Here is a 24,483-nt window from a genome sequence, read left to right as displayed (position 1 = left end):
GACACTCACCCGCCCGGACCGGCGGGACGGCGCGGCCGGTCAGGGGCGGGTCAGCTCGGCGAACCAGCGGCGGCCGGCCCGGAACACCTCGCCGACCGCCAGCCCGGCCGCCGCCGCCGGGCCCGCCACCGCGCCGGTGTCCAGCCAGGCCCAGCGGAAGCTCGGCCCCGGACGCCGACCGGTCAGCACGTGGACCTGCCCCTGCCAGGCGCCGGACCCGGGCGGCTCCAGCTCCACCAGCACCGTGCCGGCCGGCCGCAGCAGCGCCCGGCACCGGCGCAGCAGCGCCGCCGGGTCGCCGCCGATGCCGATGTTGCCGTCCAGCAGCACCGCGTGCGCCCAGCGTCCCTCCGCCGGCAGCGGGCCGAACAGGTCGGCCTGCACGGCCACCGCACCCCGGGCCCGGGTCAGCGCCACCGCCCGGGCCGACACGTCCACCCCGAGGGTGGTCAGCCCGGACCGGGTCAGGGCCAGGGTCACCCGGCCCGGTCCGCAGCCCAGGTCCAGGGTGGGGCCGGCGCAGCGGGCGAGCACCGCCGTGTCCGCCGGGTCGGCCGGGCGGTGCCAGCGGTCCACCGGCAGCCGGCGGCGCAGCCCGTCGGCGGGCACCAGCCAGTGCGCGTCCACGCCCCGGTCACGCAGGGCGGCGGCGAAGCCGTCCACGGCCGGCGCGGTCACGCCCGCACCACCATCGCCCGGCGTACCGCGGCGACCTGCCGGGCGAACCGGCCACCCGGGACCGCGGCGGCCACCGCCCGGGCGTCCGACCAGTCGTCCACGTCCCGCAGCACCGGCAGCGGCACGGTACGCAGCCCCCGCTCGGCCAGCGCCGACCAGGTCGACCGGCCGGTGTCCGGGGTCGACATCGGTACCGCGCGCAGCGCCACCGCCTGCCGGGGGTCGCGCAGCCCCAGCGCCCACCAGCCGCCGTCGGCGGCCCGCCCCAGCACCGCGTCGGCGTCGGCCAGCCGGCGTACGGCGGCGGCCAGCCGCGCCGGGGTCAGCTGCGGGGTGTCCATGCCGATCTGGAGCACCGGACGGCCCGGGAAGGCGTCGGCGACGTCGGCGTGGGCGTGCACGAGCCGGGCGGCGAAGTCCGCGCCCCGCTGCGGCAGGACCGGCCAGCCGGCGACGGCGGCGGTCAGCGCGGCGGCGTCCTCGGCGTCGGCGAGGAGCCCGGCCAACGCCAGCACCGGCGTCACGCCGGGGGTCTCCCGGACGGCGTCCAGGGTGTCCCGCAGCGCGGCGGCGGCCACCCGGGCGGCCTGCACGCCGGTCGCGGGCGGGCAGAGCCGGGTCTTCACCGCGCCGGGCACGGGCGCCTTGGCGACCACCAGCAGCACGGTCACCGGGGACCGTCCACGCTGCGCAGCACGGCGGCGAAGTCGCGGGTGGCGCGCAGGGTGCCGCGGACCGAGCCGGAGACCTTGGAGCGGGTGCCGACGGCACGGGGGGCGTAGGCGACGTCGAGTTCGTGGATGCGCCAGCCCGCCGCGGCGGCCCGGATCAGCAGCTCCAGCGGGTAGCCGAAGGCCCGGTCGGTGACGCCGAGAGCCAGCAGCGCCTCGCGCCGGGCCACCCGGATCGGGCTCAGGTCGCGCAGCGGAACGCCCCGGTGCCGCAGCAGCGCGGCGACCAGCGCGGTGCCGGCGCGGGCGTGCCAGGGCCACACCCCGACGCGGACCGGGCGGCGGCGGCCGACGGCCAGGTCGGCGATCCCCTCGGCGACCGGGGCGACCAGGGCGGGCAGCTCCCGAGGGGCGAAGGAGCCGTCGGCGTCGAGGACGCAGACCAGCTCCGTCTCGGCGGCCTCGATCCCGGCGTGCACGGCCGCGCCGTACCCCCGGCGGGGCTCGTGCACCACCCGGGCGCCGTACCGGGCGGCCACCTCGGGCGAGCCGTCCCGGGAGCCGTTGTCCACCACGATCGCCCGGTAGCCGGGCGGCAGCGCGGTCAGCACGCCGGGCAGGGCGGCGGCCTCGTCCAGGCACGGCAGCACCACGTCGATCTGTGTCGGCATACCGCCGACGCTAGGTCCGCCCGGGGCCGCCCGCGCCGCGTTCGGCCTTACGGAACGCTTACCGACCAGGCATTTCTTACCGTCCGGTGACGTACCGGTGGTTCGGCTGACGAGCCGGCGCGCAGGCCGTACCGTCCGGTCGACATGAGACCCGGTGCCACGCTCCCCCGCTCGTCCGCCCCCGACCGTGCCCCGGCCCGCGACCGGGGCGACGTCGTCGTGCTGGCGGTCGAGGCGGCGCTGCTGGCCGCCGCGGTGGCCGTCGGCGCGGTGCTGAACCACCGGGGGGTGGGGCTGCACGCCGACGCCGCGCCGCTCTACGCCACCTGGCGGCCGCACCTGGGCTGGGGTACGCCGGCGGCGCTGCTGGTCGCCGGCGTCGTGCTCGGGCCCGGGCTGCGCTGGGCCCGGACCGCCCGGTGGGGCCCGCTGCTCGGCGCCGGCTACCTGGCGGCGGTGGCGTGGACCCTGGCCCTGGCGCTGGTGGACGGCTGGTCGGCGGGGCTGTCCCGGCGGCTCACCCCACAGGCGGAGTACCTGCACGAGGTGCCCGGGGTGACCGACGTCCGGCGGATGCTGGCCGGCTTCACCGACCGGATCCTCGACTTCCAGCCGGACTCGTGGTCCACCCACACCGCCGGCCACCCGCCGGGGGCGCTGCTGTTCTTCGTCGGCCTGGACCGGGTCGGCCTGGGCGGCGGGACGGCGGCGGCGCTGGCCTGCGTCCTGGTCGGCGCGAGCATCGTGGTGTCCGTACCGCTGGCGCTGCGGGCGCTGGGTGCCGGCGAGGCGGCCCGGGCGGTGCTGCCGTTCCTGGTGCTGCTGCCCGGGGCGGTCTGGGTGGGCGCCTCCGCCGACGGCGTCTTCACCGGCGTGGTCGCCGCCGGCCTGGCCCTGCTGGCGGTACGCGGACCCGCGACCGCGCTGGCCGGCGGACTGCTGCTCGGCTCCGCGCTGCACCTGTCGTACGGCTTCGTGCTGGTCGGGCCGCTGGCCCTGGCCGTGCTGGCGCTGCGCCCCTCGGGTCGGCGCGGTGCGCTGCTCGCCGGAGCGGCCGGGGTGAGCGCGGTCCTCGTGGCGTTCACCCTCGCCGGCTTCCACTGGTGGCAGGGGTACGACCGGGTGGTCGAGCGCTACTACCAGGGCTGGGCGGCCGACCGCCCGTACGGGTACTGGGTCTGGGCCAACCTGGCGGCGCTGCTGCTCTCGGCCGGGCCGGTGGTCGGGCCGGCGCTGCGCCGCACGCTGCTGGCGGCCCGGGCGGGCTGGCGCGGCACGACGCGAGCCGGTGCGGCAGAGTCGCCCGCGTCCGCCCCGACGGTCGGGGCCTCCGGCCGGCTGGTGGGCGCCCTCCTCGCGCACCGCGGGCCGGTCGCGCTGGCGTCCCGGGTGCGGCTGCTCGGGCCGACCGTGCTGCTGCCGGCCGCCGCCGCGCTGGCGGTGATCGGCGCCGACCTGTCCGGCATGAGCAAGGCCGAGGTGGAGCGGATCTGGCTGCCGTTCGCGGTCTGGCTGCTGGTCGCCGCCGCGCACCTGCCCGCGCCGGCCCGCCGCTGGTGGCTGGCCGCCCAGGCGCTCACCGCCCTGGCCGTCAACCACCTCCTCTTCACCGTCTCCTGACCGGCACCCCCTCCCCCGACGCCCGCTCACAGTTTCAGAGAAAGAGGGCGCATTCCGCGGCCCGAGGCCACTCATTCAGAGAAAGTGCACGCAGCGCGGAACGGCGCGGGACGGCGCGGGGGGTCAGGCTGGTACGGCGGCTGGGTCGCGGAGTGGGTCGGTGGCGAAGGCGGTCACTCCGTTGAGGAAGCCGACCCGGGCGGTGTAGCCGAGCAGTTCGCGCGCGCGGGCCGGGTCAGCTACCACGTGCCGTACGTCCGCGGCGCGGGCGCCGCCGACCACCACCGGGGCCGGCCCGTCCATCGCGGAGGCCAGCGCGGCGGCGAGGTCGCCGACGGTGTGCGGCTCGCCGGAGCAGACGTTGACCGGCACCAGGCCGTCCGGGGCGGGTGCGGTCAGCGCCAGCAGGTTCGCCCGCGCCACGTCGGTGACGTGCACGAAGTCGCGGCGCTGCCGGCCGTCCTCGTAGACCCGGGCCGGCCGGCCGGCCGCCAGTGCCGAGCGGAAGATCGAGGCGACCCCGGCGTACGGGGTGTCGCGGGGCATCCGGGGACCGTAGACGTTGTGGTAGCGCAGCGCCCACACCCCGCCCCCGGTCTGCCGGGCCCAGGCGGCGGCGAGGTGCTCCTGCGCCAGCTTGCTGGCCGCGTAGGTGCTGTGCGGCTCCAGCGGGGCGTCCTCGGGTACCAGCAGGGCGGCGAGGGTGCCGCCGCACTCGGGGCAGGTGGGGTCGTACCGGCCGGCGGCCAGGTCGGCGGCGCGGCGCGGGGCGGGCCGCACGACGCCGTGCCGGGCGCAGCCGTAGCGCCCCTCGCCGTAGACCACCATGGAGCTGGCCAGCACCAGCCGGGTCACGCCGGCCCGGTGCATCGCGGCGAGCAGCACCGCCGTGCCGTAGTCGTTGTGGCTGGCGTAGTCGGGGGCGTCGGACGGATCCAGCCCGTGCCCGACCATCGCCGCCTGGTGACACACCGCGTCCACCCCGGCCAGCAGGTCGTCGAGCAGTTCCGGGTCCCGCACGTCGCCGATCACCGGTTCGTGCCGGCGCGACCACTCCGGGAGCGCACCGCCGTGCGCCTGCGGCAGCAGGGCGTCCAGGCACACGATCTGGTGCCCCTCGGCGACGAGCAGGTCCGCGACCTGCGATCCGATGAACCCGGCCGCGCCGGTGACCAGTACCCGCATTCCCGTCACGCTAGGTCAGCGCGGCGGCCCGGCGGGCCGGTTCGGGTCGGACGTCAGCACTCCGTAAGGGACCGGTAATGCGACAAAGCGGGCCGACGGGCGAGGTCGCCGTCTAGCGTCCTGCACGAGGGCCACCGCGCCCGAGCAGTCCCGCCGCAGGAGGTTCCGTGCCCGCCGACCCGCCGCCACCGCCCGGCGACCCGACGCCCGGACGCGGCGGGCCGGGCCGGGCGGCCGACCGGTCCGGGCCGCGAGCCGCCGCCGGCACGTCCGCGGGCGCCACCGACCCCCACGGGTACGCCTACCCGGCGCGACTGTGGCGGGCGCTGGACCGGCACCGCCCACCCGGCGTCGACGCCACCGCCGACGCCTGGCGCAGCCCGGTCCGCGGCCCGTGGTTGACCTCGGTGTTCGGGGCGGTCCTGCTCGCCGCCCTGCCGCTGGTGATGGTCACCGGGCTGCTGGACTGGATCGCCTACGGCCCCCGGCTCGGCCAGGCGTTCCCCCGCGACGTGGGCTGGCTGCACCCGCCCGTCTTCGACTGGCCCACCCGGCCGGCCTGGCTGTTCCGGCTCACCCAGGGCCTGCACGTGACGCTCGGGATCGTGCTGGTCCCGGTGGTGCTGGGCAAGCTCTGGTCGGTGGTGCCGAAGCTCTTCGACTGGCCGCCGGCCCGCTCGGTGGCCCAGGTGCTGGAACGGCTGTCGCTGCTGCTGCTGGTCGGCGGGATCCTCTTCGAGACGGCCACCGGCCTGCTCAACATCCAGTACGCGTACCTGTTCGGGTTCGACTTCTACACCGCGCACTGGTACGGCGCCTGGGTCTTCACCGCCGCCCTGGTCACCCACGTGGCGATCAAGCTGCCCCGGATGGTCACGGCGCTGCGCGGGCCGGGCTTCGCGCGTACCCCGGTGGAGCGGACCGGGCCGGAGCCGGCCGACCCGGACGGCCTGGTGTCCCGGCGGCCCGGCCCGGCGACGATGAGCCGGCGCGGGGTGCTGGCCCTGGCCGGCGGTGGCGCCCTGCTGCTGGCCGCGCTGACCGTCGGGCAGAGCCTGGACGGGGTGCTGCGCCGCACCGCGCTGCTGCTGCCCCGGGGTCGGCAGCCCGGCGACGGGCCGAACGGCTTCCCGGTCAACCGCAGCGCCGCGGCGGCCGGCATCCAGCCCGCCGACACCGGCGCCGGTTGGCGGCTGACCGTGCGCGGCGGCGGGCGCAGCGTCGAGCTGGACCGGGACCGCCTGCTCGCGATGGCGCAGCACACGGCGGACCTGCCGATCGCCTGCGTGGAGGGCTGGTCCACGGCGCAGACCTGGACCGGGGTCCGGCTGCGCGACCTCGCCGCGCTGGTCGGCGCGCCGGAGGCGGCCACGGCGTCGGTCCGGTCGCTGGAGCGGGCCGGCCTGTTCCGCCAGGCCCGGTTGCAGGCCAACCAGGTCCGCGACCCCGACTCGCTGCTCGCCCTGCGGGTCAACGGGGTGGACCTCTCCCCCGACCACGGCTATCCGGCGCGGGTCATCGTGCCGGCGCTGCCGGGCGTGCACTGCACCAAATGGGTCCGGGAGATCGCCTTCGAGGGGCGCGCCGATGGCTAGGTTCCGGCGGGCCTACGGCGCCGCGCCCTGGCACCTGCTGCTCCTGCTCGGCTGCTTCGCGGTGACCGGCTGGATCGTGCTGCGGCTGGCCGGGGAGGGGTCCGCGGTGCGGATGCTGCTCTGGTTCCTCGGCGCGGTGATCGCCCACGACCTGCTGCTGTTCCCGGTCTACGCGCTGGCCGACCGGGCGCTGCGCGCCGGAGCGGACCGCCGGGGCGGCCCGTCGGCGCTGAACCACGTCCGGGTGCCCGCGCTCGCCGCCGGGCTGCTCCTGCTCGTCCACCTGCCCGGCGTTCTCGGCCTCGGCGACGGCACGTACACCGCGGCGACCGGCCTGACCCCCCGGCCGCTGCTGCTCCGCTGGCTGGCGGTCAGCGGGGCGCTCTTCGCCGCCAGCGCGGCGCTGTACGCGCTGCGCCGGTGGCGACACCGCTGAGCCGGGGGGGCCGTCGGACGGCTGGCCGCCCGGTGTCAGCGCTTGGGCGACAACGGGTTGTCCATGCGGCTGCCGGCGGGGGTCATGACCTCCGGCGACGGGGCGGTGGATTCGCCGCCGGAGCCCACCCAGTCGCCACCGGCGCCCTTGCGCCGCCGCAGCGCCGCGGCACCGGCCGCTCCGGCGGTGAGGACGACCGCCGCCAGCGGCCACCAGTTCCGGCGGTGCATCCGCGCCGCCCGCCTCTTCTGCAACATCGTCATTCTCATGCGTCCATTGTCCAAATCCGTCGGGGCGTGGGCGGTGAAATCGGCACCTACACCCGTTCGGTTGGCGCCTGGCAGCTCCCGATCCCACATCCCGCAGGGCCGGCAGCGGGACGGACGTGTACACCCGGCGGCCACGGGTAACCGGCGTTCCCGTTCCTGCCCGAAGGGCGGGCCCCGACGAAGGGAGATCGCATGACGACGGGTCGGGAATCACCTCCTGTATCCGGTGACGGATCGCGCGGCGGCAAGGTCGGACAAATCCGGCAGGAGGCCGGCCGCTTCGGCCAGGAGACGGCGCAGGCCGGCGGACACACCGCCCAGCAGGCGATGGAACAGGGCCGGCAGGTCGCCTCGGAGGGCCGCCAGCAGGCCCGCAACCTGCTCAGCGAGGCCTCCGCGCAGGCTCGGACGCAGGCCGAGGAGCAGCAGCGGCGGGCCGCCGACAGCCTGCGCACGCTGGGTACGCAACTGCGGTCCATGGCCGACTGCGCCGACCAGAGCGGCATGGCCGTCGACGTCGTCCGCCGGGGCGCGGACGCCGCGCAGCAGGCCGCGGGTTGGCTGGACGAGCGCGAACCCGGCGCCCTGGTGCGCGAGGTACGCGACTACGCCAGCCGGCACCCCGGGGCCTTCCTCGCCGGGGCCGCGATCGCCGGGCTGCTCGCCGGACGGTTGGGCCGCGCCCTCACCGGCGGCCAGGACGGCCAGGGCGGTGGCGGTGAGGGCGGCAGGTTCGCCGGCGAGGGCCCGCCGGCGGCGGCCCGGACGCCGTTGAACGTGCCGGCGAGTCCGGGGATGACCGCGCCGGTCCGCCACGGTCCGATGGGCCATGAGGTGGGCCCATGAGCGCATCGCCCATGGGCCCGGGCGGGGGTTCGGACAAGACCCAGGCCTCCATCGGTGAGCTGCTCGCCGACGCCACCCGCAACTTCTCCTACCTGCTGCGCAAGGAGGTGGAGCTCGCCAAGGCCGAGGTGCGCGAGGAGGCACGCAGCCTCGGCATGGTGGCGGCCATGTTCGCCGCCGCGGCGATCGCGGCGCTGCTGACCCTGGTGTTCCTGTCCCACGCCCTGTGGTGGGCGCTGTCCAACGTCATGGACCAGGGCTGGGCCGCGTTGATCGTCGCCATCATCTGGGCGGTGATCGGCGCCGTGCTCGCCTCCCGGGCGCGCAAGCAGCTACGCACGGTGAAGGCCGTACCGCGTACCAAGGAGACCGCGCAGGAGATTCCGGACGCGGTCAGAGGCCGCTGAAACCGAAGGGAGACGTCATGTCCACCGATCCGGACCGGATCCGGTACGACATCGAGGCAGCCAGAGCGGAGTTGAGCAGTGACGTCGACGCGTTGACCGACAGGGTCAACCCGCGTCGGATCGCGGCCGCGCCGGTGAACCGGGCCCGTGGCCGGCTCAGCCGCATGGTCGACACGATCATGGGCAACGCCAGGCACGCGCGGGACATGGCCAGCCACCAGGCGTCCGGCGTGACGCAGCGGGCCTCGGCCACCACGCACCGGCTGTCCGACACCACGCAACACCTGACCGGTACGGCGCAGCACGGCGCCGCCACCGCCGGCGACCGGGCGCGGGGCCTCACCCACGCCTCGCGGGAACGTGCCGAGGGCAATCCGCTCGCCGCGGGCATCATCGCCTTCGGCGTGGGCGCGCTGGCCTCGTCGCTCCTGCGGCCCAGCCGCAAGGAGCGGGAGCTGGCCGAGCGCGTCAAGCACCAGGCCATGGAACACTCGGACCAGTTCAAGCAGCAGGCCAGCGGCATGATGCACGGCGTGCAGGACAACCTGCGCGAACCCGTCCAGCAGGCGACCGAGCAGGTCAGGTCCACCGCGGCCCAGGGCGTGGCCTCGGTCCGCGACACGGGCGCCGGGGAGGCGCAGCACATCCGCGAGGACGCGCGGGAGGCGCCACGCAGGTGGTGAGACGGCGCGGTGGCGACCTCAGCCCCGATCGGCGGGGTCCACCCGGTACTGGTCGTGGCGGGCCCACAGGTCGACCCACTCGTCGGCGCTGAGGGTCCGTCCCGACGCGCCGATCTCCGCGAGCTCCCGGAAGTACGCCTTCGCCAGGCGCGCCCGGGGCGAACAGGACCAGCATCGCGGCGGGGTCGCCGGCCTCGCGCTGGGCCATCGGGGCGGGATGCCTCGATCCGGTGAGCCGGCGGCGGTGTCGGTGCCGGCGGCCCGGCGTGCCGGCGGCGTCGACGGGGCGGTCGGTGCGCGGCTGGCCTCCGATGGGCGGCCGGGTCAGGAAGCCTGCGGGGTGAGCAGGTAGTCGTCGGCCTCGGCGTTCCACTTCAGGTGGACCACGCCGCTGGTGGCGGCCGCCTTGCAGAACTGGAGGAAGCTGCGGTAGCCGAGCTTCTTCTCGCTGAATTCGGGCCGCGCCCGCCGGAGCTGGTTCTTCAGGCCGGACAGCGCCGCCGCGCCGTCGGCGCCGGCCAGGTCCTGGACCACGGCGCGCAGCAGCCCGAACGCCTCCTCCCGGTCGCCGTGTTCGGGCAGGGAGACCTCCGGGTCGCCCTTGGCCGGACCCTCCGCCAGCTCGACGACGTTCTGCTTGGCGAGGTGGCGCAGGAGTTCGCCGAAGGTGCGGAACCCGTAGTCGGACTCGGTGAAGGTCGGGTCCTTGCGCAGCAGGGTGCGCTTCAACGTCGACGCGGTCACCTCGCCGCCGGAGCTGCCCTGGAGACCGGCCACCGTCTGGGCCACCAGCCCCGCGAGGGTTTCCACGTCGCGGACCGGTTCCTCGACCGCCGCCTGGGGCTCGGGTTCCTGCTCGATCTGTTCCTGCTCCACCTGCGGTTCGGGGCTGGGCACCCGGGCCGGCCGGGCCCGCCGGGCGCGGGTCGGCGGGATGTCGACCCCTTCCAGCCGGTCGTAGTAGAGGAACTCGTCGCAGGCCGGCGGCAGCAGCGCGGAGGTCGACTTCTCCACCCCGACGCCGATCACCCGCTTGTTGAGCTCGCGGAGCTTGTGGACCAGCGGAGTGAAGTCGCTGTCCCCGGTGCAGATCACGAACGTCGAGATGTACTCGCGCTCGAAGGCCAGCTCCACCGCGTCGACCGCCATCTTGATGTCGGCGGCGTTCTTGCGGGAGGCGCCCATGCGCTGGGGTATCTCGATCAGCTCGACGTGCGACCGGGTGAGCATCCGACGGTCCTCGTCGAAGTACGACCAGTCCGCGTACGCCCGCCGCACGACCACCCGGCCCCGCTCGGCGAGGGCGTCGGCGATGGGGCGGAAGTCGAAGGCCATGCCGCCGCGGTGGTCGCGCGCCCCCAGCGCGAGGTTCTCGTAGTCGAGGAACAGGGCGATCCGGTCTTCGTGATCCACGCAGGTCAGCCTACGCCCGGGGCTCGATCTCGCCGCACCCCCGGCCGGTGATTCCACCGTCCCCGCCAGTCCGGGCCGCCCCGCACCACCCGGCGCGGGCGGGGCGCAACGAGCCAGGCCCGTCACCGGCCATCAGCCGCTCGTCCTGTGAATGGAACTCATCGGCGGTGGGATTGGCGGCCCGAATGTCCGAGAATCGTTCACAGCAGTACGGAGATCGGAGACCGATGCCCGATCCACATGAGCCGGTGAGTCCGTCGTGGCAGTGCCGCGACTGCGGGCGCGAGTGGCCCTGCCCGAGCCGCCGGCAGATCCTGCTCGACGAGTACCGGCAGCAGTCGACCAACCTGCGGGTGTACCTCGCCAGCTGCCTGACCTCGGCCACCCAGGACCTGCCGGCCAACCCCGCCGACCTGCGCGACCGCTTCCTCGGCTGGGTCCCGCACCGGGCGACGTCCTGAGCGGACCCGCCCCGCCCGGTGGCCCGGGCGACGGCGCCGCGCGGGTGAGCGGCGCCGCCGGACCGCCGGGCCGGGGCGCGGAGCCGGCCGGCCCGGGGCGACCGGACGCCGCCGGACGGCGGTGAGCCCGCCGACGGCGTCCGGGTCTCCCCCGACGGTCAGTTCCGGTTGATGGTGAAGGTGGACGTGGTGTTGCGGATGTCCTGGTCGTTGTTGCTCAGCCGCAGGTTGGTGAAGGTGGCGGAGCCGACCGCCGGGCCCTGTCCGGCCTCCGGCATCTCGTTGACCCAGATCCCGAAGCCGGACTTGGCGTCGAAGGCGTCCCCGCTGCGCCGGGCGCCGCTGATCGAGACGTTGGTGAAGACGGTGTCGGTGACCGGGTACTGCGGCTGCCCACCGACGTAGTTGGTCTGGAACATGATGCCGCTGTAGGTCGGGTCGACGATGTCGACGTCGCTGACCCGGATGCCCTGGAACACCTTCGAGGCGGAGAAGACCCAGATCGCCGGGAAGGTCTGCGCGCCCCAGAAGTGCCCGCCGGCCCGGACGATGGAGATGTTCTCGAACCGGGTGGGCGGGTCGGCGCCGAAGCCGTTCATCGGGTAGCCGAAGTCCAGCGAGCTGATCGTGATGCCGGAGTAGACCAGCGTGTCGGCGATGTAGATGTTGCGGAACGTGTTGCCGTACCCGCCGTACACGGCCACCCCGGCGGCGCGCCAGGTCAGCAGCGACGTCAGGTTCTCGTAGACGTTGTCCTTCATGTCGGCGCCGCCGGCGTCGATCGCCGAGAAGAGCGCGAAGCTGTCGTCGCCGGTCGCCCGCGCCTCGTTGTTGCTGACCAGGTTGTTGGTGCTGCCGTTGGTCATGTTCACGCCGTCGGCGAAGGTGTTGCGGATCCGGGAGTTGCGGATCGTCGTGCGGTCGGTGTTCGCGCCCCAGTAGAGGCAGACCTGGTGCTCGGCCCAGATGTTGTCGATCACCATGTCGGCCACGTTGGCGAAGTCGAACACCTTGCCCGGCCCGTCGATGCGGGAGGTGTAGTTGCCGAAGTAGGCGAAGCCGGAGAACGTCGAGCCGTTGGCGGTGGCGTCCGCCCGGAAGCCCACGTCGGTGTTCTCCTGCGTGCGCGGCGCGACGAACCGGGTGTACCAGGGGCCGGCACCGAGCACCTTGACGGCCTTGCCGTACACCTGGAACTTCTGGGCGGTCGCGTACGTCCCCGGCGGCAGGTAGACCCCGAGCGCCGTCGCGCTCTGCCGGGCGGCGTCCAGCGCGTTCTGCACGTCCTGGTGACCGAAGCCGGCCGGTACCAGGTACCGCGCCGGGTCCGGGTTGGCGATCGGCGCGACCTGCTCGGTGTTGATGAAGTCGATCGCGTACGTGGTGGTGTTGGCCGGGTCCTTCTGGAGCCGGATCCGGCTGCCGGCCGGCACGGTCGCGTTGAGCATGACGTTGGCCTCGTCGTAGATGTGCCGCGGTCCGCCCGCCCCCGGCGAGTTGCCCGGGCTGGCCTCGTTGCCGTACAACCACGCGTGCCGGGAGGTGAGGTCGATGGCCTTGTGGAAGGCGCCGTTGACGTAGACGTTCAACGTCGCGTCGATCCCGCCGCCGCCCGGGGCGTCCGGGATGGAGAAGCGGGTGACCAGCGTGTTGGTGCTGGCCCGGGTGGTGAACTCGACGTAGCTGCCGGTCGAGTTGAGGGTGACCGCCCGCCGGCCGGACGCCTCGCCGGCCAGGTCGCCGACGGTCCGGTTCGGTCCGACGACGGCCGCGCCGCCACCGACCACGCCGTCCTCGGCCTCGTACATGTCGTACGGCATGTTCGCGCCCCGCCCGACGAAGAGCGGCCGCTCGCTGGTGTTGTTCTGCTGCTTCGCCGGCAGCTCGTTGGCGTCGGCCGCGACCACCACCCGGACGGTGTACCGGCCGTTCGCCGCGGTCCAGCTGCCCAGTGCGACCGGGCCGGTGGTGGCGCCCGGGTTGATCACCCCGGAGTACGCGCCGGTCAGCGTGCGGACCACCGCGCCCGACTGGTCGAGCAGGGTCAGCGTGATCGCGTGCGTGCCGGCGGCCGAGGCGACGCTGCCCGCGTTGCGCAGCGTCACGGAGAAGGCCACCGCGCTGCCCGCCGACGGGTTGCCCGGGGTCCAGACGACCGACGCGGCGACCAGGTCGGAGCTGGCCACCGGGTTCACCACGAGCTCCGACGGGCTGGTGTAGCTGTTGTTCGTCTCGTCGGACTCGATGACGGCGTTCGCCTCGTCGACCTTGGCGCTCAGCGGGTAGCTGCCGGCCGCGCGGGCCCCGATGTTCGCCGTGACGGTGGTCGAGGCGCCGGCGGCCAGGGCGCCGACCGGCGCGCTGCCCACCCGCACCCCACCGAGGTAGACGTTGACGGCGGTGGCGGTGGACGCGACCGTGCCCGCGTTGCGGACGGTGGCGGAGAGGGTGACCGGGTCGGCCTCGGTCGGCTTGGCCGGGCTGGCCGACAGGGCGGTGACGGTCAGGTCCGGGTTGGGGGCGGGCACGCCGATCACCTGGAACTCGGCCACCTGCCCGCCCGGAGCGCCGGAGTTGGCGGTGAAGGTCAGCCGCAGGTCGGCGGCGGTGGCGGAGACCGGGATGGTCACCGTGTTGCCGGACGCCGGGTTGAAGGTGTACCCGGCCGCGCCGACCACGCTGGTGAACGACGTGGCGCTCTGCTCCCGGCCGAGCACCTGCACGGTCTGCGTCCGGGTGCCCCACACCGGGTCCGGGTTCAGCTTCAGCACCACCGCGCTCACGCTGGCGTTCGCCCCGAGCTGCACGGTCAGCGTGCCCGGGTGGCCGGCGCTCTCCCAGTAGGTGGCGGTGTTGTTGTCGTTGGCGTTGGTCGCGACGAAGGTGTGCACGTGCGACGAGGCGGTGATCGGCCGGCCGACCGCGAGGTTGCTGCCGCCGGTGCCGCTGCCGGTGCGGGTGACCGTGTTGCTGTTCGCCGACTGGTTGCCGGCGGCGTCCCTGGCCCGCACGTGATAGCTCACCGTGGCGCTGGTGGGCTGGTTGTCGGTGAAGGTGAGCACGGTGCCGGCGACGCTGCCGCGCAGCGCGCCGTTGGCGTACACGTCGTAGCCGGTGACCCCGACGTTGTCGCCGGCGGCGGTCCAGGTCAGCCTGATCTGCCCGCTGGTGGGTTCGGTGTAGGCCAGGTTGGTCGGGGCGGTCGGCGCCTGGGTGTCCCCGGTCGCCGTGCCGTAGACCTCGAACTCGGAGAGCTGCCCGGCGGGCCAGCCGGTGTTGCCGGTGAAGGTGAGCCGGACGTAGCGGCTGCCGGTGGCGGTCAGCGGGACGGTCACCGTGTTGCCGGTGGCCGGGTCGAAGGTGTAGCCGGCGGACGGCTTCAGGGTGGTGAAGGTCGAGCCGTTGGTGCTGCCCTGCACGGACAGCGTCTGGGTCCGGGTCTGCCAGGCGGCGGCCGGGGGCAGCTTCAGCACCAGCCGGTCCACGGTGACGGTGGCGCCGAGGTCGGCCTGGATCCACTGCGGGAAGGCGTTGTTGGCGCTCTCCCAGTAGGTGTCCGGGTTGCCGTCGTTGGCGTTGGCCGGGCCGTACACCTGGTTGACGCTGCTGGCGGTCATGGTGGCGGCGATCCCGGCCAGCGCCGCGGCGGTGGCGGGGGCCGGCGCGGCGGCCCGGGGGGCGCCGGCGCGGGGGCCGGCCGGGGCCGCGGCGGCGGGCACGGCGGGCCCGCCGGTGACCAGCAGTGCGGTGGCCAGCAGGCCGGCGGTCAGCCACCGGCCGGGGGTACGTCGTCTCGTGCTGTTTCCGGGCATGGCGGAGCTGCACCTTCTCTCGGGGGTGGTGGTGCCCGCCGGAGGGCGGGGGGTGCCCCGGCGGGGTGGAGCTGCCGGGCCGGCCGGGTCGCGGGGACGGCCGACCGGCCCGGAGACGGGCGCCGTCAGGCGGCGTGGACCTCGAACTCGGAGACCTGGCCGGCGGGCCAGGCGGTGTTGCCGGTGAAGGTCAACCTCAGGTGCCGCTGGGTGGTGGCGGGGAAGGTGATGGTGACCGTGTTGCCGGCCGCCGGGTTGAAGGTGTACCCGGCCGAGGGCTTCAGCGTGGTGAACGTCGCGCCGTCCGCCGAGCCGAGGACCGCGAGGGTCTGGGTACGGGTCTGCCAGGCCGTCACCGGCGGCAGCCTCAGCACCACCCGGGACACCGAACGGGCGGCCCCCAGGTCGACGGTGAGCGACTGCGGGAAGGCGTTGTTGGCGCTCTCCCAGTAGGTGGCCGGGTTGCCGTCGACCGCGTTGCCGGCGCCGTACACGTCGGCGTGGCTGGTCTCGGTGACCGGCCGGCCCAGCGCCAGGTTCCCCGACGGCGGCGGCGTGGTGGTGGGCGGCGGCGTGGTGGTCGGCGGCGGGGTCGTGCCGCCGCCGTACACCTCGAACTCGGCGACCTGGCCCGCCGGCCACCCGGTGTTGCCGGTGAAGCTCAGCCGCAGGAACCGCCGGCTGCCGGCCGGCAGGGTGATCGACACGGTGTTGCCGGTGGCGGGGTTGAACGTGTATCCGGCCGACCCGACGACCGTCGAGTACGCCGCGCCGTCCGTCGAGCCGGCCACCGAGAGCGTCTGGGTGCGGGTCTCCCAGCCCGCGGGCAGTTTCAGCACGATCCGGTCGGTGTCGACCGCCGCGCCGAGGTCGACGGTCAGCGTCTGCGGGAACGCGCCGTTGGCGCTCTCCCAGTAGCTGCCGGCGTTGCCGTCCACGGCGTTGCCCGCCACGTAGTTCTGCGACACGCTCGACGCGGCCACCGGCCGGCCCTGCGCCAGGTTCCCGCCCGTCGGCGGCGGGGTGGTCGGGGGCGGGGTGGTGGGTGGCGGGGTGGTCGGGGTGCCGGTGGGTGGGCTGGTCGGGCCGTTGCCCCACTGCGGGGTGGGCCACGGTCCGCAGTACGGGGTGGCGGTGTACCAGCCGGAGTTGCCGGCGCCCTGGCTGATCTGGAAGCCGCTGCCGACGCAGTTGTGCATGGGATTGCTCTGCGCGATGCCGGTGGCGCGCACGCCGGTGAACGACACCTGGCTCGGCGCCTGCACCTGCAGCGCGTACGTGCCGGCGCCGTCGATCCGGACGTTGGCGAAGCTGATCCCGCTGGTCTGGCCCTCGATCCAGTGCAGGGCCGCGTAGGAGCTGTCCAGGATGTCGGTGTCGGTGACCCGGATGCTGGCGCCCTGGATCGGCTCGTTCAACGCGGAGAACCAGATCGCGCCGACGCCGAAGTTCCAGTTGTAGTCGGAGTTGCCGTTGCGGATCAACGTGTTCCGGGCGACGGTGACCGTCCCGGCGACCGCGGTCGGGCCCTGCACCCCGGGATAGCGGTTGGCGACGTGGATGCCGCCGCCGTTGGTCACCGAGTCGGCGGTGACGTTGTCGGCGATGGTGATGTCCCGGCCCCCGTACGTGACCAGGTGGTTGGCCAGGATGGTCACGCCGATGGTGTTGTGGGTGAAGGAGTTGCCGACGTTCGGCACGTTCTGCGCCCACATCGCCAGGGCGTCGTCGCCGGTGTTGCGGACGAACGTGTTGGTCACCGTCGAGTTGGTGACGCCCCAGTGGAAGTTCACCCCGTCGGCGGTCTGGTCGAGAATCCGGCTGTTGCGGATGGTGAAGTTGTCCATCGGGCCGTCCATCCAGGCGCCGACCTTGGTGTGCTGCATCCAGACGTTGTCGACCACCGAGTTGCTCATCGCGCCGCCGATGGCGTTGACCTGGTCCTCGTCGACGCGTTCCCGGATGTCGCCGATGATGGCGAAGTCGCGCAGGGTGACGTTGCGGCTGGGGCCGCCGGCCTCATGCGGCCGGATTTCCCCGCTGTACCCGCCGCCGGGCACGTACTTGCCGTAGATGCCGGCGGCGCGTTTGCGGTCGGTGGGGTGCCGGCCGCCGAGCACCGAGTACCAGGGCCCGGCGCCGCGCAGGGTCACCCCGTCGACGACCACGTGGTCCCAGAGGGTGAAGGTGCCGGCGGGGATCCACACCGCCCGGCCCTGGGCCTTCCCGGCGTCCACGGCGGCCTGGAACCTCGCCGTCGAGTCGGTCGCGCCGGTCGGGTCCGCGCCGAAGTCGGTGACCACGTCCAGCACGCCGGCGGGTTTGGTGATCTGCGCGCCGACCAGCTCGAAGTCGGCCAGGTCGACGGTGAAGCTCGGCGACTGGGCGGTCGAGGAGACCTGCAACCGGATCCTGGTGCCCGTCGGGTAGGTGGTCCCGAACATGGTCCGCGTCTCGTCGTAGAAGTGGTGCGGGTTGGTGTCGCCGGGGTTGTTGTTGAACGGGTATCCGCCGTAGAACCAGCCGTACCGGGAGGTGACCGGCACCGCCTTCACCAGGCCGCCGTTCGCCCGTAGGTCGAGGCTGGCGTCCCGGCCGGTGCCGGCGGCGTTGTCCGGGAGGCTGTAGCGGAAGGTCACCGCGTTGGCCGGGGCGGTCAGGGTGAACTCGACGTACTCGCCGACGGCGTCGAGGGTGACAGCCTCCCGACCGGACGCCTCGGACGGCAACTGACCGTAGTAGCGGGTCGGGCCGATCTTCGTACCGTTGTGGGTGGCCCGCTCGGCCTCGTGCTCGACGAACGGCACGGTGGCGCCGCGGCCGGCGATGTCGAACGGGGACAGCCCGGCGGCGTGTGCCGGGGTGGCGGTGGAGACCGCGACGGCGCTGACGCACGCCGCCACGAGCGTGGTGCCGACGATCGCGGCCAGCAGGGAGCGGGCGGATCTTCCCGGGGGTGGAGCGGGGGTGCCGATGGTGTGGTGGGCCATGAGCGGTGCTCTCCGTTTCGTCGGACGGGCCGGGTCCCCCGTGCTGCGGGCGTTGCGCTCTGCGGTACCTCCGTTCGGTCGCGCCGGCGAGGGGGCCGGCGACGTGGCGGCGGGTCGGGACGGACCGGCCGGTGGGGGTGGCGCCGGCCGGTCGGGACGGGACCGGCCGGCGCCGGGACAGCTCAGGAGGCCGGCGCGGGGCCGGGGTCGGCCGGCCGTTCCCGGGTACGCAGCCAGACGGCGGTGTCCGGCGGCAGCAGGTCGCCGTCCAGGGGCGCGCTGGCGAGCAGTCGCGCCTCGTGCGGGGGCAGCGGCACCGGGGTCGTGCCGAGGTTCACCAGGCAGGCGAAGGCGGGACCGCGGGCGAAGGCGAGCACCCCGTCGGGGGCCGGCAGCCAGCGCAGCGTCCCGTCACCGAGGTCCGCCTCGGTACGCCGCACGCCGATCGCCGCCCGGTACAGCTCCAGCATCGAGTGCGGGTCGTCGGTCTGCGCCCGGACGGTCCGGTCCTTCCACTCCGCCGGCTGGGGCAGCCAGGGCGTCCGGGTCGTGCCGTCCGGGCTGAACCCGAACGGCGGTGCGTCGCCGGCCCAGGGCAGCGGGACCCGGCAGCCGTCCCGGCCGTGACCCGAGCGCTCCCACATCGGGTCCTGGCGCAGCGCGGGCGGGATGTCCTCGACCTCCCACAGGCCCAGCTCCTCACCCTGGTAGACGTAGACCGCGCCGGGCAGGGCGAGGGTGAGCAGCGCCGCCGCCCGGGCCCGGAGGGTGCCCAGCTCCAGGTCGGTGGGGACGCCTTCGCGCTTGCTGGCGAAGCTGAACGTGGTGTCCGCCCGGCCGTAGCGGGTGACGTGGCGGGTCACGTCGTGGTTGGACAGCACCCAGGTGGCGGGCGCGCCGACCGGGGCGTGCGCGGCGAGCGTCTCGTCGACGCAGTGGCGCAGCGCCGTCGCGTCCCAGGCGCAGCCGAGGAAGTCGAAGTTGAACGCCGAGTGCAGCTCGTCCGGGCGCAGGTAGTGGGCGAACCGTTCCTGGTCCGGCAGCCACACCTCGCCGATCAGCGCCCGCTCCCCGGGGTAGGAGTCGGCGATCCGTCGCCAGGCGCGGTAGATCTCGTGCACCCCGTCGAGGTCGTGGAACGGGTGCGGCCGGTCCGCCAGGGCCTCGGGCAGCGTCCCGTCCTTGACCAGCAGGCCCGCCGAGTCGATCCGGATGCCGTCCACCCCCCGGTCGAACCAGAACCGCAGGATGTCCTCGAACTCCGCCCGTACCCGGGGGTGGTCCCAGTTGAAGTCCGGCTGCTCGGCGGTGAACAGGTGCAGGTACCAGTCGCCGGGGGTGCCGTCCGGGTTGACGGTCCGGGTCCAGGTCTCGCCGCCGAACTCGCCGACCCAGTCGGTGGGTCGCTGGTCGCCGTTCGGGCCCCGGCCGGGGCGGAACCAGAACAGCTCGCGTTCGGGCGCGTCCGGCCCGCCGGCGAGCGCCGCCTGGAACCAGGGGTGCGCGTCGGAGCAGTGGTTCGGCACCACGTCGACGATGATCCGGATGCCGAGCGCGTGGGCCTCCGCGATCAGCGCCTCCGCCTCGGCCAGGGTACCGAAGACCGGGTCGATGTCGCGGTGGTCGGCCACGTCGTAGCCGGCGTCGGCCATCGGGGAGGGGTACCAGGGGCTGAACCAGATCGCGTCGACGCCGAGCGCGGACAGGTGGCTCAGCCGGGACCGGATGCCGGCGAGGTCGCCGATGCCGTCGCCGTCGCCGTCGGCGAAGCTACGCGGGTACACCTGGTAGATCACCGCTCCACGCCACCACGGACCCTTGTCTGCTGTGGACACGAGCACCTGCTTTCTGCGTCGGTACGTCGGCGGATCGAGGGTCAGCCCTTGAGGCTGCCGGTGGTCAGTCCGGACATGATGTTTCGCTGGAAGATCAGGAAGACGACGACGGTCGGGATCGCGGCGATGACCGACGCGGCGATCACCACGTTCATCGGCGTACCACCCGAGAAGGCGTAGATGCCGACGCTGACCGTCCGGGTCTCGGCCGACGGCATCACCAGCTTCGGCCAGAGAAAGTCCTTCCAGACCGCCGTCACGGCGAAGATCGAGACCACGCCGAGGATGGGGCGCGACATCGGCAGGATGATCGACCAGAGCGTGCGCAGCGGGGTCGCGCCGTCTACGAGGGCCGCCGCCATCAACTCCTCCGGGATCGAGTCGAAGAACCGCTTCAGCAGGAAGATGTTGAACGCGTTCGCGACCGCGGGCAGCCAGATCGCGAACGGCGAGTCGAGCAGGTTGAGGTGCAGGATCGGCAGGTCGATCACGGTCACGTACTGCGGGACGATGAGGACCATCGCCGGGATCATCAGCGTCGCCAGCATCAGACCGAGGATCAGGTTGCCGAACACGGGCCGAAGCTTCGACAGGGCGTACGCCGCGGCGGTGTCGAGGACGAGTTGGAACAGCAGCGCGCCGGCCGCGTAGTAGAACGTGTTGAACAGCAGCTTGGCGAGGTCCAGGTTGTTCCACGCGTCGACGTAGTTCTGCGCCTGCGGATCGGTCGGAAACAGCGACGGCGGGGTCTGCGCGATCTCCTGGCCGGATTTCAGCGCGCCGGTGACCATCCAGTAGAGCGGCCCGAGAAAGATCAGCGTGAAGCCCACCACGACGACGGCGAGCAGCGTCCAGTAGACGACCTTGCCGCGCCCCCGCCGGAGCTGGGCCGGAGAGATGAGGGTCCGGGTCCCGGAGTCCTGTGCCATTGCTCGCCCCGTCCTAGTCCTGTTTCGCGCTCAGCCGCAGGTAGGCGGCGGAGAAGCCGGCCAGCACCACGAGCATGATCACGCCGAGCGCCGCAGCGCCGTTGAGGTCGTTCTGGAAGAACCCGTGCTGGTAGATGAGGTACGCCACCGAGGTCGCGGAGTCCTCCGCGCCCGCACCGTTGGCGAGGATCAGTGGTTCGATGAAGAGCTGCATCGTGGCGACGATCTGAAGCATCGCCAGGAGCGCGAGGATCAGCCGGGTCTGCGGGATCGTCACGTGCACGATCCGCCGCCAGATCCCGGCGCCGTCGAGCTCGGCGGCTTCGTAGAGTTCGCCGGGGATGTTCTGCAGCGCCGCCAGGTAGATCAGCACCGCGCCGCCCATGTTCATCCAGGTCGACGCGAGCACCATCGCCGGCATCGTCATCTCGGGTGACTGCATCCACTGCGACGTCGGCAGGTGCAGCGCCGTGAGGATCGCGTTGAAGAGTCCCGCCTCGCTGGGGTCGTACGCGTAGAACTTGAAGAGGAACAGCGCCGAGGCCGGCGGCAGCATCACCGGCAGGTAGACCAGGATCCGCAGGTACCCCTTGGCATGGCGGAACTCGTTGAGCAGGATCGCCACGAAGAACGGCACCGCGTACCCGAGGACGAGCGCGAGAACCGTGAAGTAGAGGGTGTTCTTCCAGGCCGTCCAGAAGCTGGGGTCGTCGATGATGCGCAGATAGTTGTCCCAGCCCACCCAGGTGGTCTCGCCCCGCCGGGTGCGCTGGAAGCTCATCACGATGCCGCGGATCATCGGGTACCAGGAGAAGACGGCGAAGCAGAGCACCGCGCCGATCAGGAAGGTGTGCCCGGTGAGGTTGTCCCGTACCTTGCGGCCGAGGCTCGTACGCTGCGGTCCGGCCGGGTACGGCGACGCGGGGCGACGACCCGCTCCTCTCGTGGTCCCCGGGACGGTGGTGATCACCAAGGCAACTCCTGTGTGAGTCAGCGGCCGACGGTGCGGCGCGGAGGGTGTGGGGGCCGGCGGGCCGGCCCCCACACGATCGGATCAGCTCTCGGCGAGCAGCTTGTCGACCTTGTCCTCGGCCGTCTTGAGCAGCGCGTCGACGTTCGCGTTCGGGTTCGTCAGCACCCCGGACATCACGGCGTCGAGCACCGCGTAGATCGCCTGCGCGTTGCGGGGCTCACCCTTGATCGGCACCGGGTTCGCCTCGAAGATCGCGAAGTTCGTGGTGTCGACGTTCGCGTTCGCCTTGCGCAGCGCCAGCTCCTGCTTCTGCGCCTCGCTGCCGTTGGCGAACAGCAGCGGCTGGGGCAGGCCGACCGGGTAGTTCTGCGGCTTGGCCCGGACGTAGTCGAACTGGCCCTTGCCCGGCGTCAGCTTCTGGTACGCGATCCACTTCAGACCTGCCTTGACCTGCTCCGGGGAGAGGCCCTTCTTGAAGAAGTAGCCCTCACCACCGCCGAGCGTCGCCTTCGCCGCGCCGTCCTGGCCGGGCAGCGGGCCCATCGCCCAGTCCTGGAACTTGCCCTGGAACTGGCTGACGATCGCCTGGGTGGCGTCCGGCGCGCCGATGAACATCCCGACCTTGCCGGCGCCGGCGTTGGTCAGCAGGTCGCCCCACTGGAGCAGTTGGCGGGCACCCATGCTGTTGTCGCCGTACCGCATGTCCTTGAGGTTCTGCAGAACCTGCTTGCCCATCGCGTTGTTGAAGTCGGCCTTCTTGCCGTCCGGGGTGAGCACCTGGCCGCCCTGGGAGTAGAGCAGGGAGGTGAAGTGCCAGCCTCCGGTGTTGCCGGCGCTGTATTCCGCGTACCCGGCGATGCCGTTGCCCAGCGCGGAGATCTTCTTGGCGGCGTCGCGGACCTCACCCCAGGTCTTGGGCGGGTTGTTGACGTCGAGCCCCGCCTGCTGGAACAGGACCTTGTTGTAGACCAGGCCCATCGAGTAGTTCTTCACCGGGACGGCGTAGAGCTTGCCGCCGTCGGTGAAGACCTCCTTGAGCGCCGGGTCGACGCTGTCCCAGGTCGGGACGGTGTCCTTGGTGGTGTACTGGGTGATGTCCATCGCCTGACCGGAGTCGAGCACCTGCTGGAGATCGGTCATGTACCCGTAGAACACGTCGGTCACGGTGCCGCCGGCGAGGCGGGCGGTGAAGTCCGGCGGGTTGTTGCACTGCTCGCCGACGCTGACGCTCTTGATGACGATGTTCGGGTTCTGCCGCTGGAACTCGACGACATCGTCGTTCCAGTTCTTCAGCAGCTCTTTCTGGGAGCCGACCGGCTGGCAGTCGACGGTGATGGTGACCTTGCCACCGGCATCGCTCGTCGTGTCGTCGCTCTTCGTGGAGCACGCCGTGAGGCTGAGCCCCAGGCCGGCCGCGAGCGCCAACGCCGCAGCCTTCCGGTACTGCGGTACGGACATCTGTCCATCCCTTCGGGAACGGGTGTCTTCAGGACGTCGCCGACCTGCGGTGTACGCACCGCGGCACCGCCCTGCCAGTGATCTGCGTCGATCGGATGACCTGACCCCCGGTAGCTGCGTCGGGGCCAGCTGTGAGTGGAGTCACTGTAGCGAGGCCGACTCATTTCAGCAAGGTTTCGATCAGGGCTTGAAAGGACTCGACGCGAACGTGGCAGATGTCGACAGAGCAATGGGCGTCGCCCGGATTGAGGGGTGTTGAGAGCTTTCGACGCGCGTACTCGGTCAGTCGCCCGCGCCGGAACCTTCCGGTGTCCGGGCGGCGTCCAACCTGGTCAGCGCGGGACCGAGGATCGACGAAGTGGCCGCCGACCGCGAGCAGCGGTCGACGGCCTGGAGCGGGTCCGGGTCAGCGGCCGGGAGCGGGCGCGGTGGAGCCTCGTACCACCAGTTCGGGCTCGAACAGCAGCTCGTCGTGCAGCACGCCGGCCCCCTCGATCTGGGTGACCAGCAGGTCCACCGCGGCCTGGCCCATCGTCTCGATCGGCTGCCGCACGGTGGTCAGCGGCGGGTCGGTGCAGGTCATGAACGCGGAGTCGTCGAAGCCCACCACCGACACGTCGGTCGGCACCGCCCGACCCAGCCGCCGGGCGGCCCGGATGGTGCCCAGGGCCAGCACGTCGCTGGCGCAGATGATGCCGGTCACGCCCCGCTCGACCAGCTTGGTCGCGGCGACCCGCGCGCCCTCCATCGAGAAGCTGGAGCGCTCGACGCACTCCCGGTCGTCGGCCCAGTTCGCGGCCTGGACCATCGCGTCCAGCTTGCGCCGGGACGGCACGTGCCCCTCCGGGCCGAGCACCAGGCCGATCCGCTCGTGCCCGAGCGAGCGCAGGTGCCCGTACGCCTGCTCGACCGCGACCGCGTCGTCGGTGGAGACCCGGGGGAAGTCCAGCGCGTCGACGCCGGCGTTGACCAGCACCACCGGCAGCCCACGGTCGGTCAGCCGGCGGTAGTGCTCGTGCGAGGCGTCGGCCAGCGCGTACGAGCCACCGGCGAAGATGACGCCGGAGACCTGGTGGTCGAGCAGCATCTCGACGTAGTCCGCCTCGGAGACGCCGCCGATCGTCCGGGCGCAGAGCGCGGGGGTGTAACCCCGCTGGGCGAGCGACCCGGTCACCACCTCGGCCAGCGCCGGGAAGATCGGGTTCTGCAACTCCGGGAGCACCAGCCCGACCAGGCGGGCCCGCTCCCCCCGCAGCTTGGTCGGTCGCTCGTAGCCCAGCACGTCCAGCGCGGTGAGCACGGCGGTACGGGTCGACTCGGAGACGCCGCCACGACCGTTGAGCACCCGGCTGACGGTGGCCTCGCTGACGCCAGCCTTCCTCGCCACCTCGGTCAGTCGCTTCGTCACGCCGCGATGATACGTCACCGACTCTGCAAGAAATGAACTGCACGTTGACGTGTCACGTCAACGTTCGACGACAGGACAGTTCGAAGCCGTCCGCAGGCAGGCAGGCAGCCTCTGCAATTACTGCACAAACACCTGCTTGAATA

The 24,483-nt window shown here is 73.2% G+C and carries 20 protein-coding genes; 7 read left to right on the top strand and 13 right to left on the bottom strand.

Features of this window, described 5'->3' with window-relative positions:
• Nucleotides 1–39: 39 nt before the first annotated feature.
• From M2302_RS21045 to M2302_RS21035, 3 genes are read right to left on the bottom strand one after another with little or no spacing between them, the layout of a single operon-like run.
• Nucleotides 40–678, bottom strand: coding sequence for a methyltransferase domain-containing protein (locus tag M2302_RS21045; RefSeq protein ID WP_280839565.1), 639 nt, complete (start codon nt 676–678; stop codon nt 40–42).
• Nucleotides 675–1,349: a DUF2064 domain-containing protein gene (locus tag M2302_RS21040; protein WP_280839564.1), complete on the bottom strand. Its 675-nt coding sequence runs from the start codon at nt 1,347–1,349 to the stop codon at nt 675–677. Before M2302_RS21040 ends, M2302_RS21045 begins: the two co-directional genes overlap by 4 nt.
• Nucleotides 1,346–2,020: a glycosyltransferase family 2 protein gene (locus tag M2302_RS21035; RefSeq protein WP_280839563.1), complete on the bottom strand. Its 675-nt coding sequence runs from the start codon at nt 2,018–2,020 to the stop codon at nt 1,346–1,348. The genes M2302_RS21040 and M2302_RS21035 overlap by 4 nt, the downstream gene beginning before the upstream one ends.
• Before the next feature lie 219 nt (nt 2,021–2,239).
• Between M2302_RS21035 and M2302_RS21030 the strand changes: the two genes are divergently transcribed.
• The gene (locus M2302_RS21030; RefSeq protein ID WP_280839589.1) at nt 2,240–3,640 is read left to right on the top strand and encodes a hypothetical protein; all 1,401 of its coding nucleotides are present in this window, start codon (nt 2,240–2,242) and stop codon (nt 3,638–3,640) included.
• Between the two features lie 123 nt (nt 3,641–3,763).
• Here M2302_RS21030 and M2302_RS21025 read toward each other — a convergent pair whose 3' ends face one another.
• On the bottom strand, nt 3,764–4,825 hold the full coding sequence (locus tag M2302_RS21025; protein ID WP_280839562.1) for an NAD-dependent epimerase/dehydratase family protein: 1,062 nt from the start codon (nt 4,823–4,825) through the stop codon (nt 3,764–3,766).
• 314 nt (nt 4,826–5,139) lie between these two features.
• Here M2302_RS21025 and M2302_RS21020 point away from each other — a divergent pair, with 314 nt between their 5' ends.
• Nucleotides 5,140–6,420: a molybdopterin-dependent oxidoreductase gene (locus M2302_RS21020; RefSeq protein ID WP_280839588.1), complete on the top strand. Its 1,281-nt coding sequence runs from the start codon at nt 5,140–5,142 to the stop codon at nt 6,418–6,420.
• Nucleotides 6,413–6,856 carry a hypothetical protein gene (locus M2302_RS21015; protein ID WP_280839561.1) on the top strand — a complete coding sequence of 148 codons (444 nt, stop codon included), beginning with the start codon at nt 6,413–6,415 and terminating at the stop codon, nt 6,854–6,856. Before M2302_RS21020 ends, M2302_RS21015 begins: the two co-directional genes overlap by 8 nt.
• Before the next feature lie 35 nt (nt 6,857–6,891).
• On the opposite strand, the gene M2302_RS21010 is transcribed toward M2302_RS21015, so the two are convergent.
• Nucleotides 6,892–7,125 carry a hypothetical protein gene (locus tag M2302_RS21010; protein ID WP_280839560.1) on the bottom strand — a complete coding sequence of 78 codons (234 nt, stop codon included), beginning with the start codon at nt 7,123–7,125 and terminating at the stop codon, nt 6,892–6,894.
• Nucleotides 7,126–7,317: 192 nt separating this feature from the next.
• On the opposite strand from M2302_RS21010, the gene M2302_RS21005 reads away from it, so the two are divergent.
• Genes M2302_RS21005 through M2302_RS20995 form a run of 3 tightly spaced genes read left to right on the top strand, consistent with a single transcriptional unit; the run spans nt 7,318 to nt 9,061 of the window.
• Nucleotides 7,318–7,971, top strand: coding sequence for a hypothetical protein (locus M2302_RS21005; protein WP_280839559.1), 654 nt, complete (start codon nt 7,318–7,320; stop codon nt 7,969–7,971).
• Complete coding sequence (locus tag M2302_RS21000; RefSeq protein WP_280839558.1) at nt 7,968–8,378, top strand: phage holin family protein; 411 nt, start codon at nt 7,968–7,970, stop codon at nt 8,376–8,378. Before M2302_RS21005 ends, M2302_RS21000 begins: the two co-directional genes overlap by 4 nt.
• A gap of 17 nt (nt 8,379–8,395) precedes the next feature.
• Nucleotides 8,396–9,061 carry a DUF3618 domain-containing protein gene (locus tag M2302_RS20995; RefSeq protein WP_280839557.1) on the top strand — a complete coding sequence of 222 codons (666 nt, stop codon included), beginning with the start codon at nt 8,396–8,398 and terminating at the stop codon, nt 9,059–9,061.
• A 324-nt stretch (nt 9,062–9,385) separates the two neighbouring features.
• Here M2302_RS20995 and M2302_RS20990 read toward each other — a convergent pair whose 3' ends face one another.
• Complete coding sequence (locus M2302_RS20990; protein ID WP_280839556.1) at nt 9,386–10,474, bottom strand: NYN domain-containing protein; 1,089 nt, start codon at nt 10,472–10,474, stop codon at nt 9,386–9,388.
• 227 nt (nt 10,475–10,701) lie between these two features.
• On the opposite strand from M2302_RS20990, the gene M2302_RS20985 reads away from it, so the two are divergent.
• Nucleotides 10,702–10,935: a hypothetical protein gene (locus tag M2302_RS20985; RefSeq protein ID WP_280839555.1), complete on the top strand. Its 234-nt coding sequence runs from the start codon at nt 10,702–10,704 to the stop codon at nt 10,933–10,935.
• A gap of 158 nt (nt 10,936–11,093) precedes the next feature.
• Here the strand turns inward: M2302_RS20985 and M2302_RS20980 are convergent, their stop codons facing one another.
• From M2302_RS20980 to M2302_RS20950, 7 genes are all read right to left on the bottom strand, one after another.
• Nucleotides 11,094–14,747, bottom strand: a complete 3,654-nt coding sequence (locus tag M2302_RS20980; RefSeq protein WP_280839554.1) for a discoidin domain-containing protein — start codon at nt 14,745–14,747, stop codon at nt 11,094–11,096.
• A 125-nt stretch (nt 14,748–14,872) separates the two neighbouring features.
• Nucleotides 14,873–17,737: a discoidin domain-containing protein gene (locus M2302_RS20975; protein ID WP_280839553.1), complete on the bottom strand. Its 2,865-nt coding sequence runs from the start codon at nt 17,735–17,737 to the stop codon at nt 14,873–14,875.
• A 182-nt stretch (nt 17,738–17,919) separates the two neighbouring features.
• Nucleotides 17,920–19,572 carry a glycoside hydrolase family 13 protein gene (locus M2302_RS20970; protein ID WP_280839552.1) on the bottom strand — a complete coding sequence of 551 codons (1,653 nt, stop codon included), beginning with the start codon at nt 19,570–19,572 and terminating at the stop codon, nt 17,920–17,922.
• Nucleotides 19,573–19,613: 41 nt separating this feature from the next.
• On the bottom strand, nt 19,614–20,501 hold the full coding sequence (locus M2302_RS20965) for a carbohydrate ABC transporter permease (protein WP_280839551.1): 888 nt from the start codon (nt 20,499–20,501) through the stop codon (nt 19,614–19,616).
• A gap of 13 nt (nt 20,502–20,514) precedes the next feature.
• A complete protein-coding gene (locus M2302_RS20960) occupies nt 20,515–21,474 on the bottom strand; it encodes a sugar ABC transporter permease (protein WP_280839550.1) in 960 nt (319 codons plus the stop codon).
• 81 nt (nt 21,475–21,555) lie between these two features.
• Nucleotides 21,556–22,932 (bottom strand): extracellular solute-binding protein, encoded by a 1,377-nt coding sequence (locus tag M2302_RS20955; RefSeq protein WP_280839549.1) that lies wholly within the window; start codon nt 22,930–22,932, stop codon nt 21,556–21,558.
• 406 nt (nt 22,933–23,338) lie between these two features.
• Nucleotides 23,339–24,340 (bottom strand): LacI family DNA-binding transcriptional regulator, encoded by a 1,002-nt coding sequence (locus tag M2302_RS20950; RefSeq protein WP_179805468.1) that lies wholly within the window; start codon nt 24,338–24,340, stop codon nt 23,339–23,341.
• Nucleotides 24,341–24,483 lie beyond the last annotated feature (143 nt).

The sequence above is a fragment of the Micromonospora sp. A200 genome, from assembly GCF_029893845.1.
GTDB lineage: Bacteria > Actinomycetota > Actinomycetes > Mycobacteriales > Micromonosporaceae > Micromonospora > Micromonospora purpureochromogenes.
The sequence above is the reverse complement of the archived record's forward strand: the minus strand, read 5'-3'. Positions and strand labels throughout refer to the sequence as shown.

Coding starts and splice junctions, on each gene's coding strand:
- M2302_RS21010 (WP_280839560.1), bottom strand. CDS start 7,125: ATGAGAATGACGATGTTGCAGAAGAGGCGGGCGGCGCGGATGCACCGC.
- M2302_RS20975 (WP_280839553.1), bottom strand. CDS start 17,737: ATGGCCCACCACACCATCGGCACCCCCGCTCCACCCCCGGGAAGATCC.
- M2302_RS21015 (WP_280839561.1), top strand. CDS start 6,413: ATGGCTAGGTTCCGGCGGGCCTACGGCGCCGCGCCCTGGCACCTGCTG.
- M2302_RS20955 (WP_280839549.1), bottom strand. CDS start 22,932: ATGTCCGTACCGCAGTACCGGAAGGCTGCGGCGTTGGCGCTCGCGGCC.
- M2302_RS20980 (WP_280839554.1), bottom strand. CDS start 14,747: ATGCCCGGAAACAGCACGAGACGACGTACCCCCGGCCGGTGGCTGACC.
- M2302_RS20995 (WP_280839557.1), top strand. CDS start 8,396: ATGTCCACCGATCCGGACCGGATCCGGTACGACATCGAGGCAGCCAGA.
- M2302_RS21025 (WP_280839562.1), bottom strand. CDS start 4,825: ATGCGGGTACTGGTCACCGGCGCGGCCGGGTTCATCGGATCGCAGGTC.
- M2302_RS20985 (WP_280839555.1), top strand. CDS start 10,702: ATGCCCGATCCACATGAGCCGGTGAGTCCGTCGTGGCAGTGCCGCGAC.
- M2302_RS21035 (WP_280839563.1), bottom strand. CDS start 2,020: ATGCCGACACAGATCGACGTGGTGCTGCCGTGCCTGGACGAGGCCGCC.
- M2302_RS20965 (WP_280839551.1), bottom strand. CDS start 20,501: ATGGCACAGGACTCCGGGACCCGGACCCTCATCTCTCCGGCCCAGCTC.
- M2302_RS21005 (WP_280839559.1), top strand. CDS start 7,318: ATGACGACGGGTCGGGAATCACCTCCTGTATCCGGTGACGGATCGCGC.
- M2302_RS21000 (WP_280839558.1), top strand. CDS start 7,968: ATGAGCGCATCGCCCATGGGCCCGGGCGGGGGTTCGGACAAGACCCAG.